We start from the raw sequence: 15033 nt of genomic DNA, 5'->3' as shown, positions 1-15033 counted from the left end.
CGTTAATATGGTGGCTATGCATTCTTGGCCAATACCTTCCTACCGCCCTGTGCCGGGTGACGCGGAACAGCTGCGCTTGTACGATTCTGCGAACCAAACCATCGCTCCCGTAGAGGTCGCAGGGGATACCGCCACCATGTACGTGTGTGGCATCACGCCCTATGACTCCACCCACTTGGGCCATGCCGCTACGTACCTGACCTTTGACCTCATCTACCGTGCGTTCCTGGATGCCGGGAAGAAGGTTCACTACGTCCAAAACATCACCGACGTCGATGATCCGCTATTCGAACGTGCCGAACGTGACGGCGTGGATTGGCGTGAGCTCGGCACTTCTCAAATTGATCTCTTCCGTTCCGATATGGAGTTACTCTCCGTTTTCCCGCCGCAGGACTATATCGGCGCCATGGAGGCCATTGATGAGATCGTGGAGATGGTGCACAAGCTGCTTGACGCCGGAGCGGCCTACGTCGTAGACGACCCCGAGCACCCAGATATCTATGCCTCCGTCGAGGCCACCGAGCGCTTTGGGTATGAGTCCAATTACTCTGCCGAAGAGATGCGCACGTTCTTTGCTGAGCGCGGCGGCGATCCCGACCGCCCAGGGAAGAAGAATCCGCTCGACGCACTCATCTGGCGTGCCCACCGCGAGGGCGAACCAGCCTGGGAGTCGCCCTTTGGGCCTGGTCGCCCGGGGTGGCATATTGAATGTTCCGCCATCGCTACCAACCGCTTGGGTTCTTCCTTTGATATTCAGGGTGGCGGCAGCGACCTGAAGTTCCCGCATCACGAGTTTTCCGCCGCCCACGCAGAGGCTGCCCTACGAGTAGACCGCATGGCACAGTTCTACGTGCATACCGGCATGATTGGGCTCGAGGGCGTCAAGATGTCTAAGTCCTTGGGCAATCTCGTCTTCGTTCACAAGCTCGTAGAAGCGGGTGAAGATCCCTCCGCTATCCGCTTGGGCGTTTTCTCAGGCCATTACCGCGACGAGCGCGACTGGTCCGACGAGGTGCTCGACGCCGCTAAACGCCGCCTCGCCGCATGGCGGGAGGCCTTGGCGCAGCCGGGAAGCATGGCAGGGGCCGAAGAGGTCGTCGCCAAGCTGCGTGCCGCAATCGCGAACGACCTTGATACCCCGGCCGCGCTCGCTGCCGTGGATGAGTGGGCAGAGGTCGACCGTGGCACGGACGAGGACGGTGCGGCCGATTTGGTTCGCGCCGCACTAAATTCGCTCCTCGGCGTGCAGGCTTAGGCAAGATAGGGCAGTATCTACAGCATGAGCATTCGCGCCGATTTCCAGCCCACCGTAGATGAGTTCATTAGTGACCTGAAATCCTTCGCCACCGGCGATTACCTCAAGGAAGATGAAAAGGAGTTCTGGCAGGCACCGTTTGACCCCAACGTCCTCCCAGAACTGCGCGGCCATCTTGAGCAGATGCTCGATGGGCTGGATGCTCTTCCGGACGATCCTGACGGACCGCAGTTGGTCACCGTCTTGTCCAAGACCGTTCGTACGTTGGCAGATTTTAATCGCGCTCAGCACGATGCCGTTCTCGAGCCAGAGGAAAAGGAAGAGCTCTCTGAGCTTATCTATAACGCCAGCGCCGCCACCGGAGCAGACGACGAAGCCCTGTCGCAGATTCCGGAACTGGACTTTTAGATCTGACCCTCGCGCCTTAGTAAGCGCCAGCTGGCATCAACTGCGCAGCTGGCGCTTGCCGCCGTGTGCCCACAGCGTGGACGGCGAAACTATTTCCTTCCCGACAGAGAAAGCTAGCTTTATTCTTGTGCCGCACCCCACCGCTGCTTCCAGCCTGACTAAGCCCGCCGCCATCTTCTGGGATATGGATGGGACCCTCACCAATTCGGAGCCTCTCTGGGCGGAGGCAACATTTTATCTTTCAGAACTGCTGGGCAAACGGCTCACTCCCACCCAACGCCTAGCTACTGTGGGCGCAACCTTTGATACCACCTTGGCAATCTGCGCGGATAATGCGGGGGTGACGCTACAACCCGGTGACAGCGAGCGTTACCGCGCCCGAATGTTTGACTATGTCAAGGGCCTTTTTGCTCGTCAGCTGGAGATCTTCCCGGGAATCCCTGCGCTGCTTCAGGAACTAAAAGCCGATGGGGTGCCCATGATGGTCACTACCAATACCGAGCGCAATGTCGCTGACGCTGCTATCGATTCTCTGGGGCGGCATTATTTCGTCGATACTATCTGCGGGGATGAGGTTCCTGCCGGCAAACCAGCGCCGGATATGTACCGCGAGGCCGCCCGCCGCATTGGAGCAGATCCCGCGGATTGCTTAGTTTTCGAAGATTCCGCAACCGGCATGCGCGCCGCAGTTGACGCCGGCTGTGCGGTTATCGGTTTGCCCGAAGGTGACCAGGTTGAGGTACCGACCGAGGTCACCGAAATTTCTAGCCTCCGCGATTCGCGGCATCTCGCGGGAGCTAAGGCCGCTGATGTCTATGAGTGGTTCGCTAAGATTTCGGTGCGGCAATAGAAATTTAGAGTTCCCCTACATTCCCTAACTACCTGTGGAACAATAGGTAGGCGTGAAGAACTTTGAGACTCTTTTTACGGAACTAGCCGAGAAGGCCGACCAGCGTCCAGCTGGTTCTGGCACCGTTGCTGCGCTGGATAAAGGCGAGCATTTCATCGGTAAAAAGATCATCGAAGAAGCCGGGGAGGTATGGATCGCCGCTGAATATCAGTCCAACGATGAGCTGGCGGAAGAGATGTCCCAGCTGCTTTATTGGACTCAGGTCATGATGCTTAAGCGCGGACTTACCCCTGAAGACCTTTATAAGTACCTCTAGGCAACACCCCACAGGATGGAAGGAACCGCATGATCAAGATAGCTGTCCCCAATAAGGGCTCGTTGTCAGAAGCCGCCGTGGAGATCCTTGCAGAGGCCGGTTACAAGGGCCGCGGGCATTCCAAGGCGCTCAACGTAGTGGATTCCAATAACGGGGTTGAGTTCTTTTTCCTGCGGCCGAAAGATATCGCCATCTACGTCTCCCGCGGGGTCTTAGACCTAGGCATTACTGGCCGGGACTTGGCACTTGACTCTAAAGCGAGCTTTGATGAAGTTTTGCCGTTAGGCTTCGGTGGCTCCACGTTCCGGTACGCAGCGCCGCAAGGGGAGGAGTGGGATATCTCTCAACTGGCCGGGCGGCGGATTGCGACATCGTACCCCAATCTTGTCCGCGCAAACCTCGCCGCACAGGGATTTGAGGCCGATGTTATTCGATTGGACGGGGCCGTAGAGATCTCCATCCGGCTCGGGGTTGCCGATGTTATTGCTGATGTCGTGTCAACTGGTACTACTTTGCGTCAGCAAGGATTAGCGCCGTTCGGGGAGCCGATCATTGTGTCCGAGGCGGTAGTTATTAAGCGCACAGGGGTAGAGGTCACTGAAGAAGAGCAGGTAGTTCTCGACCGCATTCAGGGAATTCTGCACGCTCGCACTTATCTAATGATCGACTACAACATCGCTCAATCAAACCTGGACGCAGCCGCTGGTATTACTCCAGGATTGACCGGTCCAACGGTGTCGCCGTTAGCGCGTGAGAACTGGGTGGCAGTGCGAGCGATGGTTCCGAAGAAGCAAGCTAACCAAGTCATGGACCGACTTTCCCAACTTGGCGCGGAAGCAATTTTGGCCTCTGATTTACGTATCGCCCGCTTTTAGGGGGAGTGGTTTTTCTGGGTCGGCCCAAATAGATTCAGTCGCGGCTAACATTAGCGGTTGAGGTTACTCATTCGAATATAAGTCTCGACAGGCAAAGGAGCCGAGCCATCATGGCAAAGTCCTCTAAGAAAGAAGAAAAGGACACCAAGTCTGCAGCAAAGGACGTGAAGAAGAAGGAAGCTGACACTTCCACTCACGCCGCACAGCAGAAGGTGGCCGAACAAAAGGCACCGAAGAACTCCAGCAAGAAGACTCGCACCGAGACCGACCTTCTTGGTTCTTTGGAGGTACCCGCTGACGCTTACTACGGTGTGCACACCGTACGCGCGATGGAGAATTTCCAGATCTCTTACGTGACCATCAACACCATCCCGCACTTCATTCGCGGCATGGTCCAGGTCAAAAAGGCGGCCGCCATGGCAAACCGCCGCCTGCACGTACTGCCCAAGAAGAAGGCTGAAGCCATCATCTGGGCCTGTGACCAGATCCTAGAAGAGGGTCGCTGCATGGATCAGTTCCCGCTGGACGTCTTCCAGGGTGGTGCTGGTACCTCGCTGAACATGAACACCAACGAGGTTGTTGCCAACCTCGCACTGGAGTACCTCGGTGAGGAGAAGGGCTCCTATGACATCATCAACCCGAATGATGATGTGAACATGTCCCAGTCCACCAACGATGCTTACCCGACCGGCTTCCGCTTGGGTCTGCACGCAGCAGTTGATCACCTCATTGAGCGCATGGATGGTCTGCGTGCCGCATTCCAGGTCAAGGGCAATGAGTTCCAGGACATCCTGAAGATGGGCCGTACTCAGCTTCAGGATGCCGTTCCGATGACCTTGGGTGATGAGTTCAAGGGCTTTGCCAATAACCTGAACGAGGAGCAGGCATTGCTGCGCGATGCCCAGCGCCGCCTGCTCGAGATCAACCTGGGTGCAACCGCAATCGGCACCGGCGTGAACACCCCGGCTGGCTACCGTCACCAAGTCACCGCAGCCTTGTCTGAGGTCACCGGCCTGGAGATGAAGACCGCTCGCGATCTCATCGAAGCAACCTCTGACTGTGGCGCTTACGTGCTGCTGCACGCCACCATCAAGCGCGCAGCAATGAAGCTTGCCAAGATCTGTAATGACCTGCGCCTGCTGTCTTCCGGTCCACGCGCTGGCCTTGCTGAGATCAACCTGCCTGCCCGCCAGGCTGGATCCTCCATCATGCCGGGTAAGGTAAACCCGGTTATCCCGGAGGTTGTAAACCAGACCTGCTTCAAGATCTTCGGCAATGACCACGTCGTCACCATGGCCGCTGAGGCAGGCCAGCTGCAGCTCAACGTCATGGAGCCAGTCATCGGCGAAGCACTGTTCCAGTCCATCCGCATCATGGGCAACGCCGTCGATGCTCTGCGCGAGAAGTGCGTCACTGGCATTACCGCCAACGCTGATGTGTGCCGCGCCTACGTGGAGAACTCCATTGGTATCGTCACCTACCTCAACCCGTTCATCGGCCACCACAACGGTGACCTGATTGCCAAGGAGTCCCTGGAGACCGGCAAGGGCGTCAAGGAACTCGTCTTGGAGAAGGGCTTGCTCGATGAGGCTACCTTGAACAAGGTTCTGTCCGTTGAAAACCTCATGCACCCAGAGTTCCGCGGTCAGCTCTTCATCGACGAGGACTAAAGACTCGGCTTTTGAGAAGCAGTAGGGCATAGCGCCCCGCATAGTAGACCCCCACGGTCTCTGCCATTTTCTCTTGATGTACAAGGAAAACTGGCGAAGGCTGTAGGGGTCTTTTGCGTGCATGGAATCGGCGGTAGCTAGTTTCCTTTTACGGCCCTGTGCTGGGCGAATGCGGAGAAGGATACCGACCGTCTTATAGCGAGACGCTTAATACATGTGGGAATCAACACAAACGGACAATTCGAGTGAATAAATCGACGTGATAGGTGCACAATAGAAGATGTTGAGGACGGCATGCACTCTGTATGGAGACGCGTGCCCTTAGTTTGCATACAGAGCGTATGGAGTATGTCCATGGTTATTGTTCATATAGTCATCGTTCTCGCCGCCATCTTCTTGGGCGCGAGGATTGGTTCAATTGGTATCGGTATGGCCGGCGGCCTCGGTGTGTTGGCCCTTGGTCTCACCGGTGTCCCCATTACTAGGGAAGACATCCCGTTCGACGTCATCGGTATCATCATGACCGTCATTGCCGCCATCGCCGCGATGCAGAGGGCTGGTGGCATGGACTACTTGGTGCACATTGCAGAAAAGTTTCTGCGCAAAAACCCGAAGCGGATTACGTTCTACGCGCCCATCGTTACTTGGTTGATGACGGTGCTGGCCGGTACCGGCCACACTGCATTCTCCACGCTACCAGTCATTGTTGAGGTAGCTAAAGAAGGCAAGGTTCGCCCTTCACGCCCGCTTTCCATTGCGGTAGTTGCCTCTCAGATGGCAATTTGTGCCTCGCCTATTTCTGCCGCAGTGGTTCTCCTAGCCAGCCTGTTGGAGCCAGCTGGAGTGGGCTATTTGCAGGTGCTAGCAGTCGTCATTCCGGCAACGTTCCTGTCTATTTTCCCAGCTGCGTGGATTGCTAATAAGTTTGGCAAGGAACTAGATGATGACCCGGTGTACCAGGAGCGCAAGGCGCAAGGCTTGGTTAAGCAACCACTGGGGGCTGAGAACTTCCAGCCGCCGAAGGGTGCCAAGGCTTCTGTTCTGGTGTTCCTGGTAGCCATCGTCATCGTGATGGCATGGGCCACGCTGACCTCGGAGCAGGTCGGGCTAATCGCAGAACCAACCTTGCCACGTAATGAGGCAATTATGACGGTTATGCTTACCGCGGCCACCATCATCGTCATGATGACGAAGTTCCCGGCGGGGGATGTTCTCAATACGCCGGTATTTAAGTCCGGTATGTCCGCATGTATTTGTGTGCTAGGCGTTGCTTGGTTGGGTACCAGCCTTATCAACCACTACATGGACGATATTCAGTCTATGGCTGGTAGCGTTATTGAGTCTTCGCCGTGGCTGCTCGCGGTGGTCTTGTTCTTCGCCGCAGCGCTGCTGTACTCGCAGGCCGCTACGACCAAGGCCCTCATGCCAGCAGCCCTGGCTCTGGGCGTAAGCCCCCTTACCGCAGTCGCTGCTTTCCCAGCCGTCTCGGCTCTATTTATCCTGCCGACCTACCCAACGCTGCTGGCAGCGGTGGAGATGGACGATACCGGCTCGACTCGAATCGGCAAGGCTGTATTCAACCACCCATTCCTTATCCCAGGCACGGTCAGCATCGCGGTTTCTGTCCTCTTAGGCTACGCATTCGGCCTCGTCATCCTTTAAGAGGTAGACGACAAGTCCACCCGGAAGGCGCCCCTGCAGGGCGCCTTTTTGGATCGCAGCGTGGACAGGAGGATTGATTCAATTCACTTTCTTTCAAAAATGCGGGTTATTTAACTCGCGAGCTCGGTAGGCTAAGGACATGACTACTCAGCCATCCGATGTTGAAATCGCCCAAGCCCACCACCTGCAGCCAATCGCGGAGATCGCGGCCAAGGCAGGCATTCCTGCCGACGCCGTGAGTCCCTATGGCAGCACCAAAGCCAAAGTCGATATCACCAAGGTGGACTATTCCAAGGAAAACCAGGGCAAGCTGGTGCTTGTCACCGGCGTATCGCCTACACCTGCCGGCGAGGGCAAGTCCACCGTGCTCATCGGCCTTACCGACGCCCTGGATCAGTTGGGCAAGAAGGCCATCGTTGCCCTGCGTGAGCCCTCCCAAGGACCAGTGATGGGTATTAAGGGCGGCGCGGCTGGCGGCGGCTATGCACAGATTGTCCCCATGGAAGACATCAACCTTCACTTCACCGGCGATTTTCATGCCATTACCTCTGCAACCAACACCCTGGCCGCCATCATTGATAACCACATCCACCAAGGCAACGCCCTGGGCATCGACCCGCGGCGCGTGACATGGCAGCGGTGCATGGACGTCAACGACCGTGCCCTGCGTAACGTGGTGACCGGTCTGGGTGGGCCAGCTCACGGTGTGCCTGCAGAAACCGGTTTCACCATTACCGCGGCCTCCGAAATCATGGCCATCTTGTGCTTGTCCACGAACCTCGAGGACCTAAAGAAGCGCCTCGGCGATATCACTATTGGGTTCACCTATGATCAGCGCCCTGTTACCGCCCGTGATTTGGATGCGGAAGGTGCCCTCGCGGCGCTCATGCGTGATGCCCTCAACCCGAACCTTGTACAGACCCTTGGCGGCGTGCCGGCCTTGGTGCACGGTGGTCCGTTCGCCAATATTGCGCACGGCTGCAACTCCCTGTTGGCAACCCACACCGCACTGCAATTTGGCGATATCGTCTTAAGCGAGGCCGGGTTCGGCTCCGACCTCGGCGGAGAAAAGTTCGTCGACATCAAGGCGCGCTTTGGCGACCTAGATGTTGCTGGCGCCGTGGTCGTTGCCACCATCCGCTCGCAGAAATACAACGGCGGTGTGGCCAAGGATAAGCTCACTGAGGAAAACCTGGATGCCCTCAAGGCGGGCATAGTCAACCTAGAGCGCCACGTAGAAAACCTGCGCAAGTTCGGGATCAAGCCAGTTGTTGCGCTCAACCTATTTTGGTCCGATACCGAGGCAGAACGCGAGTTCATGCGGCAGTGGGCCGAAGACTTCGGGGTGGCATTGGAGGAAGCCAATGTCTGGTCCGAGGGTGGCGCGGGCGCTACCAAGCTGGCAGAGACCTTGCTGGAGAACCTGCAGGGCGGAGCCAAGCAGCTTTACGATCCGCAGGAGGGAATCGAGGCCTCCATCGAGACCATCGCTCGCGAGATCTATCGCGCAGACCGTGTGGAATACGGGGCAAAGGCGCTCAAGGATCTGAAGTACATCCAAGACAATGGCTGGGACAAGCTGCCGGTGGTCATCTCTAAGACGCAGTATTCCTTCAGCGATGATGCCTCTGCTCTGGGGGCGCCGGAAGGCCATACGCTGCATGTGCGCGAATTGCTGCCGCGCACCGGTTCGGGGTTTGTCGTCGTGCTCACGGGCAACGTCATGACGATGCCGGGGCTGCCGAAGAAGCCTGCGGCCAATAATATCGATGTCGATAAGCAGGGCACCATTTCGGGCCTTTTCTAGGCAGGTGGGGCGCTAGTCCTTTGTATCTGCCGCGGAACCCGGCCAGCCCGGGTACTGCGGCGGAGTGCCGCCAAACTCCGGGCAGAGATCCTGGTGGGCGCACCAACCGCAGAGCTTGGATGGCTTCGGACGGAAGTTCCCGGCGCGCCCGTCGGCCTCAATCTTTGCCCACAGCTCGCCGAGATCGCGCTCGAAGTATTCGAGCTCCTCTCGGTTAGGCGTAAGAAACATCGAGTCCAATACCTTGAGGTACATCAGGCGCAACTGGTGGGGAATGGTGCCTAGAATGCGCCAGTAGACCAGCGCATAAAAGCGCATCTGGAACTGTGCATCGTGGGAATAGCGGGGAAGTGGCTTCTTGCCGGTTTTATAATCCACGACTCGGACCTCGCCGGTTGGGGCGCGGTCCACGCGGTCGATGAAGCCACGGACGGGGACGCCATTGGGCAGGACCGTGTTGACGTACATCTCTGTTTCTTGGCAATCAAAGCCCTGCGGATTTTCCATCTGGAAATAGCCTTTGAGCAGTTCCCTGGCAGCGACGAAGAAGTCGTAGGTGTCTTCTTCTGGCACGAGCTCTAAAAGTTCCTCGTCTTTGGCGGTCATTTCTGCCCAGGAAGGCTTAATCATCTTTACCGCGGCAGGATAGGTCCGCTCGTCGCGCGGTAGCTTGTGCATCTCTTCCAGCACAGCGTGCACGAGGGTTCCTTTGACCTGCGCGATGGTCTTGGGCTCGGGCAACTTGTCAATGGCGCGGAAGCGATAGAGCAGCGGGCACTGCTTATAGTCGGAGGCGCGCGAGGGCGACAGGGCGAGTGGGCGGGGTGTCGATGAAGTAGCCATGGTGTATCTAGCCTATCGCCGCGCAATTCGTGGCAAGCTAGGAGGTATGAGTTATACCGCAGATTTCCTAGATTTCATTGCTGCTTCTCCTTCTTCGTACCACGCTGCCGATGAGGTATCCCGCCAGTTGTGCGAGGTGGGATTTGAGGTACAGGATGAGGGAACGCAGTGGTCCGCTGCACCTGGCGGCCACGTTATGGTGCGCGGCGGCGCGGTAGCGGCGTGGTACGTGCCAGAGGGCGCGGATAAGAATTCTGGTTTCCGCATCGTGGGGTCCCATACAGATTCGCCGGGCTTGGTTCTTAAACCCACGCCGGACTTTTCCGCGGCCGGCTGGCAACAGGTGGCAGTAGAGATCTATGGCGGGGCGCTACTGCATACCTGGTTTGACCGAGAGCTGACCGTGGCCGGGCAGATTGTCACCAAGGACGGCTCGCGCCACTTGGTCAATACTGGCCCAGTGCTGCGCCTGCCGTCGCTTGCCATTCACCTCTACCGCAAGGATGAGTTTAAGCCGGACCGCCAGCACAACATGCAGCCAATTTTGAGCGTCGGTGACCCAGAGGCGTCCATCGTGCAGGTAGTGGGGGAGAAGGTGGGCGTCGCCAAGCAGGATATTGCTTCCTTTAACCTGATTACGGCCGATGCCGCTCGCGGCGAAGTCTTTGGCGCCGGCGAGCAGTTCATTGCGGCTGGCCGCATGGATAACCTGTCTTCTGTATACGCCTCGCTAGCGGCGATGAAGAAGGCCGCCCAAGGCTATCAGGGCAAGGATGTCTTGGTCATGATGGCCTTTGATCACGAAGAGGTGGGCTCCAGCTCGCGCTACGGTGCGGGCGGTCCCATCCTAGCGGATGTACTTACCCGCACAGCGCGGGCGCTGGGTGCCAACGAGGAGGAACGCTTCCAGATGTTTTCCCGCTCGAGCTGTGTTTCGGCCGATGCCGCGCATTCGGTGCACCCGAACTACGTGGGCAAGCACGATCCCACGCACCATCCGATCATCGGCAAGGGACCAGTGACCAAGATCAATGGCAATCAGCGCTATGCCTCCGATGCCACCACGGTGGCGTTATGGGAAGCAGCATGCGAGAAGGCAGGTGTGCCGGTGCAGCGGTTTGTGGGCAATAATGATGTGCCCTGTGGCTCGACCATTGGTCCGATTACAGCGACGCGTTTGGGCATCGATACCGTCGATGTAGGCGTGCCCATGCTGTCTATGCACTCGGCGCGTGAAATGGTAGGCGAGCGGGACCAAGTATGGCTCGCGCAGGCTCTTGAGGCATACTTGGTGGGATAGTAACCGCAACCTCGAGGAGTCTTGAGACATGGCTTATTCCGGCCCCTTTGCCTATGGCGACCGCGTGCAGCTTACCGATGCCAAGCGGCGCCATTACACGGTCATTCTGGAAGAAGGAGGCCAGTTCCACTCCCACAAGGGCATCATTAACCATGATGACATCGTGGGCATGGACGAAGGCTCGGTTATCGAGTCCACCCTTGGCTCCTCCTTCCTCCTTTTCCGCCACTTGATGGTGGACCACGTGCTGTCGATGCCACGTGGTGCTGCGGTGATCTATCCCAAGGATGCGGCGCAGATTTTGGTAGAGGGCGATATCTTCATGGGCGCGCGCGTGCTCGAGGCCGGCGCCGGTTCGGGTGCATTGTCCATGTCCCTCCTGCGCGCCGTGGGGCCAGAAGGTCATGTGTATTCCTATGAGGTGCGCGATGACCACCTCGAGTATGCGGTCGATAACGTCAAGGAATATTTTGGCGAGCAGCCTGAGTGGTGGTCGCCGCGCCTCGGCGATTTAGGAGACGTCACCGCCGCGGACTTGGGTGGGCCGGTAGACCGCGTAATCCTCGATATGCTCGAGCCCTGGGAGCACCTGGAGACCGTGCGCGATCTCCTCATCCCCGGTGGTGTGTTCATGACCTACGTAGCAACGGTGCCGCAGTTGATGAAGGTCATGGAAGGAATCCGTGATCTCAAGTGCTTTACCGAGCCTAAGGCGTGGGAATCGCTGGTGCGCGAATGGAAGGTCGAAGGCCTTGCTACGCGCCCGGAGCACCGTATGAATGCGCATACCGCCTTCCTTATCTGGACCCGCCGCTTGGCCGATGGCGTCACTCCGCCGCGCCCGCAGCGCCGTGCCCGCAAGTAAAGTTGGAAATAGGCTCACCTCAGCACCCAGAATTTAAAGCGCAAGTACCCTCTTTCGCCGACTGGGTCGCGTTAGAGTAGTGGGCATGGATGAAGCCACGGACTATAAGCGGCAGATCAGCCAGCTTGCTGCCCGCAATCAGAAGTTGGCGGGCTTATTAAAAGAATCGCGTGGGAAGCTGGAACAGCTTTTTGCGGAGCTTAACGCGCTGGCTGAGCCGGCATCGACCTACGGCGTTTTCTTAGGCTATTCGCCTACCCACAGCGAGGTGGGAACCACCGCGGAGGTCTACACCAACGGCCGCGTGATGCAGCTTAAAGTCTCGCCCAATGTGGAACCAGGAAGCCTAGTAGCCGGCCAGCAGGTTCGCTTGGGCGATGGCTTCGTGGTGGTGGAAGGGTGTGCACCCGAGCGCACCGGCGAGCTCGCCACCGTGGTCGAGCGCCTAGGAGATAGACGCCTCATCGTGGCAAATTCCTCTGGCGAGGAAAAAGTGGTGCTGCTATCGCAGACACTGCGCGAAGAAACCCGCGTGGCAGCAGGAGAAATCGTGCTGGTTGATCCCAAGGCTGCCGTCGCGCTGGAAAAGGTGGCAAAGACGGAAGTCTCCCAGCTCTCCCTTGAGGAGGTCCCTGATGTGCGCTACGAGGACATCGGCGGGCTCGATGAGCAGATTTCCCAGATCCGCGATTCCGTAGAACTGCCGTTTATCCATCCGGACCTCTACCAGCAATACGAGCTACAGCCGCCTAAGGGTGTCCTCCTCTATGGCCCTCCGGGGTGCGGTAAGACGCTCATTGCCAAGGCCGTGGCCCATTCTTTAGCGCAGCAGTTGGGCAGTGATGGGTCGAGCTACTTCCTCAATATCAAGGGCCCAGAGTTACTCAATAAGTATGTAGGAGAGACGGAACGCCGCATTCGCCTCATCTTCGAGGGCGCTCGTGAATTAGCCCAGCTGAGCTCTGATAAGCCGGTGGTCATCTTTTTTGATGAGATGGAATCAATCTTCCGCACCCGTGGCTCAGGCGTATCTTCGGATATGGAAACCACGGTGGTGCCGCAGCTGCTCACAGAACTCGACGGAGTAGAAAGCCTATCCAATGTGATAGTCATCGGCGCGACCAACCGTGAGGAGCTCATCGATCCCGCCATCATGCGTCCCGGCCGGCTGGATATCAAGATCCGGGTCAACCGGCCGAATAAAGAGGGCGCCCGCGAGATCTTTGCCCGCCACTTTGCACAATCCGTGCCACACCAGGGCACGTTAGAGGAACTCATCGGCGCCGCGGTGGATGAGCTCTATGCCGATCGCCCCTTTGTGCAGCTGCATTTTTCCAGCGGAGAGCGCGAAATTTTGCACTACCGGGACTTTGTCTCCGGCGCGATGATTGCCAATATCCTCTCCCGCGCCAAAAAGCTGGCTATTAAGGACGAACTGCAACAGCGTGCGGGCAGTGAGAAGGGGATAGGCGGGCGCCGTGGGGGCATCGCCAAGCAGCATCTGCTCCAGGCCATCGCGGCCGAGCGCGCCGAATCCGAGTACGTGCCCACCTCTACCAACCCGGAGGAGTGGACCAAGATCATCTCCCAAGACCATGCTGGAGCCCGCGTAGAACGGGTGGAGCTACTGACTGCAAGGAGGAGCGCATGAGTCGCGTAGTAGGCACCGAGACCGAGTACGGCATTGCCACCCCGGAGCTGCCGGAATATTCGCCCATCATTTCGTCCACGCACGCGGTGGTAGCGTATGCCGCGCTGCACACTGGGGCGCGCTCGCGGTGGGACTTTGCAGAGGAGCACCCGCTGCGCGATTCCCGCGGATTCGATCTCAAGCGCTACCACACCGTGCCCGTGGTGGATCCCAACGCCATCGGTGTGGCCAATGTGGTCACGGCCAATGGCGCGCGCTTCTATGTGGACCACGCCCACCCAGAATATTCCGCGCCGGAATGCACTAATGCTTGGGACGCCACGCTTTACGACGCCGCAGGTGACGCCACGCTCCTGCAAGCCGCCGCGTCCGTAGCGGGGCTGAGCGCGCAAGGAAAGTCCGTCCTTGCCAACCACGACCCGTGCCCTGCCTTGCGCTTCTACAAAAACAACGTGGACGGCAAGGGCGCGTCTTATGGCTCGCACGAGAACTATCAGTACTCCCGTGCCACGGACTTTGACACTCTGGCGCAGGCCCTTATCCCGTTTTTCGTGGCCCGCCAAGTAGTCATCGGCGCCGGGCGCATGGGGATCGGCGAGTTTGGCGAGGAGCCGGGATTCCAGATCTCCCAGCGCGCTGACTATATTGAGCAGGAAATTTCTCTGGAGACCACCCTCAATCGCGGCATCATCAATACCCGCGACGAGCCGCATGCGGTGCACGCGGACTATGGGCGCCTCCACGTCATCATCGGAGACGCGAATATGTCGCAGACCTCCACGCTGCTCAAACTGGGCATGACCTCGCTGGTGCTCGATGCGATTGAGCAGGGTGTGGACTTTAGCGATCTCCGCTTGCAGGATGCCGTGGCGGAGGTCCCCCGCGTCAGCCGCGATCTCTCCCTTCAACATCGCCTCGAGCTTGCCGACGCCCGCCAGCTCACCGCCCTAGAAATCCTCGGCGAATACCGCGCTCGCGTCACCCCACGCACCGACGCAGACCACAAGGTTCTCGCGGCTTGGGACGAGGCAGTTGCACTCTTGGCGGAAGATCCCATTCAGGCCGCGCACCTGTTGGATTGGGTGGCGAAGTATCGCTTGATTAAGGGCTACCTCGACCGCGGTATCGATCCGGCAGACCCAAAGCTGCGGCTCATTGACCTGCAATACGCGGAGATCGATCCGGCAAAGTCGCTACACCACGCGCTGGTGCGCAAGGGCCAGATGCGGCAGCTCTTTAGCGCTGCAGAAATTGAAAACGCCGCCACCATTCCGCCAGAGGACTCCCGGGCGTATTTCCGCGGGCGAGTGACGCAGAAATTCGGGGAGGACATCATTGCCGCGAGCTGGCAAAGCCTCACGGTGCGGGTAGGTGAGGCAACAACGGCACCCTGGGCCACGGTTCCTATGGATGAGACCACCGGCCTGACCCGCTCCCAGTGCGAGGAGATCATCGACGCCGCACGTACGGTGGAGGATCTTCTTCAGGGACTAACTGACAGCGGTATCCAGCCCGAGTACCGTAACTAATA

The 15033-nt window shown here is 58.4% G+C and carries 13 protein-coding genes; 12 read left to right on the top strand and 1 reads right to left on the bottom strand.

The features are described from left to right. The first annotated feature begins 16 nt into the window (after window positions 1–16). The 8 genes from mshC (at window position 17) to QP971_RS01860 (ending at window position 8843) form a co-directional block, all read left to right on the top strand. Window positions 17–1255: a cysteine--1-D-myo-inosityl 2-amino-2-deoxy-alpha-D-glucopyranoside ligase gene (mshC, locus tag QP971_RS01895; RefSeq protein ID WP_284788193.1), complete on the top strand. Its 1239-nt coding sequence runs from the start codon at window positions 17–19 to the stop codon at window positions 1253–1255. Between the two features lie 24 nt (window positions 1256–1279). Beyond that, entirely contained in the window at window positions 1280–1663 is a 384-nt protein-coding gene (locus QP971_RS01890; RefSeq protein WP_284788191.1) for a hypothetical protein, read from the top strand. Between the two features lie 184 nt (window positions 1664–1847). Next, window positions 1848–2513 carry an HAD family hydrolase gene (locus QP971_RS01885; protein WP_269953202.1) on the top strand — a complete coding sequence of 222 codons (666 nt, stop codon included), beginning with the start codon at window positions 1848–1850 and terminating at the stop codon, window positions 2511–2513. Between the two features lie 52 nt (window positions 2514–2565). Further along, on the top strand, window positions 2566–2829 hold the full coding sequence (locus QP971_RS01880) for a phosphoribosyl-ATP diphosphatase (protein WP_198493055.1): 264 nt from the start codon (window positions 2566–2568) through the stop codon (window positions 2827–2829). Between the two features lie 29 nt (window positions 2830–2858). After that, complete coding sequence (hisG, locus tag QP971_RS01875) at window positions 2859–3704, top strand: ATP phosphoribosyltransferase (protein ID WP_284788189.1); 846 nt, start codon at window positions 2859–2861, stop codon at window positions 3702–3704. Between the two features lie 110 nt (window positions 3705–3814). Further along, window positions 3815–5374 carry an aspartate ammonia-lyase gene (gene aspA, locus QP971_RS01870; protein WP_239282871.1) on the top strand — a complete coding sequence of 520 codons (1560 nt, stop codon included), beginning with the start codon at window positions 3815–3817 and terminating at the stop codon, window positions 5372–5374. Window positions 5375–5728: 354 nt separating this feature from the next. After that, window positions 5729–7036, top strand: coding sequence for an anaerobic C4-dicarboxylate transporter (locus QP971_RS01865; RefSeq protein ID WP_239278806.1), 1308 nt, complete (start codon window positions 5729–5731; stop codon window positions 7034–7036). Window positions 7037–7175: 139 nt separating this feature from the next. Then, window positions 7176–8843 (top strand): formate--tetrahydrofolate ligase, encoded by a 1668-nt coding sequence (locus tag QP971_RS01860; protein WP_284810701.1) that lies wholly within the window; start codon window positions 7176–7178, stop codon window positions 8841–8843. 12 nt (window positions 8844–8855) lie between these two features. On the opposite strand, the gene QP971_RS01855 is transcribed toward QP971_RS01860, so the two are convergent. Then, window positions 8856–9686 carry a RecB family exonuclease gene (locus QP971_RS01855; protein WP_239274250.1) on the bottom strand — a complete coding sequence of 277 codons (831 nt, stop codon included), beginning with the start codon at window positions 9684–9686 and terminating at the stop codon, window positions 8856–8858. A gap of 46 nt (window positions 9687–9732) precedes the next feature. Between QP971_RS01855 and QP971_RS01850 the strand changes: the two genes are divergently transcribed. The 4 genes from QP971_RS01850 (at window position 9733) to dop (ending at window position 15031) form a co-directional block, all read left to right on the top strand. After that, window positions 9733–10986: a M18 family aminopeptidase gene (locus QP971_RS01850; RefSeq protein ID WP_284810700.1), complete on the top strand. Its 1254-nt coding sequence runs from the start codon at window positions 9733–9735 to the stop codon at window positions 10984–10986. A gap of 28 nt (window positions 10987–11014) precedes the next feature. Then, window positions 11015–11851, top strand: a complete 837-nt coding sequence (locus QP971_RS01845; protein ID WP_239274252.1) for a tRNA (adenine-N1)-methyltransferase — start codon at window positions 11015–11017, stop codon at window positions 11849–11851. Between the two features lie 85 nt (window positions 11852–11936). After that, on the top strand, window positions 11937–13502 hold the full coding sequence (arc, locus tag QP971_RS01840) for a proteasome ATPase (protein ID WP_284810699.1): 1566 nt from the start codon (window positions 11937–11939) through the stop codon (window positions 13500–13502). Next, on the top strand, window positions 13499–15031 hold the full coding sequence (dop, locus tag QP971_RS01835; protein ID WP_284810698.1) for a depupylase/deamidase Dop: 1533 nt from the start codon (window positions 13499–13501) through the stop codon (window positions 15029–15031). The genes arc and dop overlap by 4 nt, the downstream gene beginning before the upstream one ends. Window positions 15032–15033: the final 2 nt, after the last annotated feature.

It is taken from the genome of Corynebacterium marquesiae (assembly GCF_030229635.1).
GTDB classification, from domain to species: Bacteria; Actinomycetota; Actinomycetes; order Mycobacteriales; family Mycobacteriaceae; genus Corynebacterium; species Corynebacterium marquesiae.
This window is presented reverse-complemented; position numbering and strand designations above follow the sequence as displayed.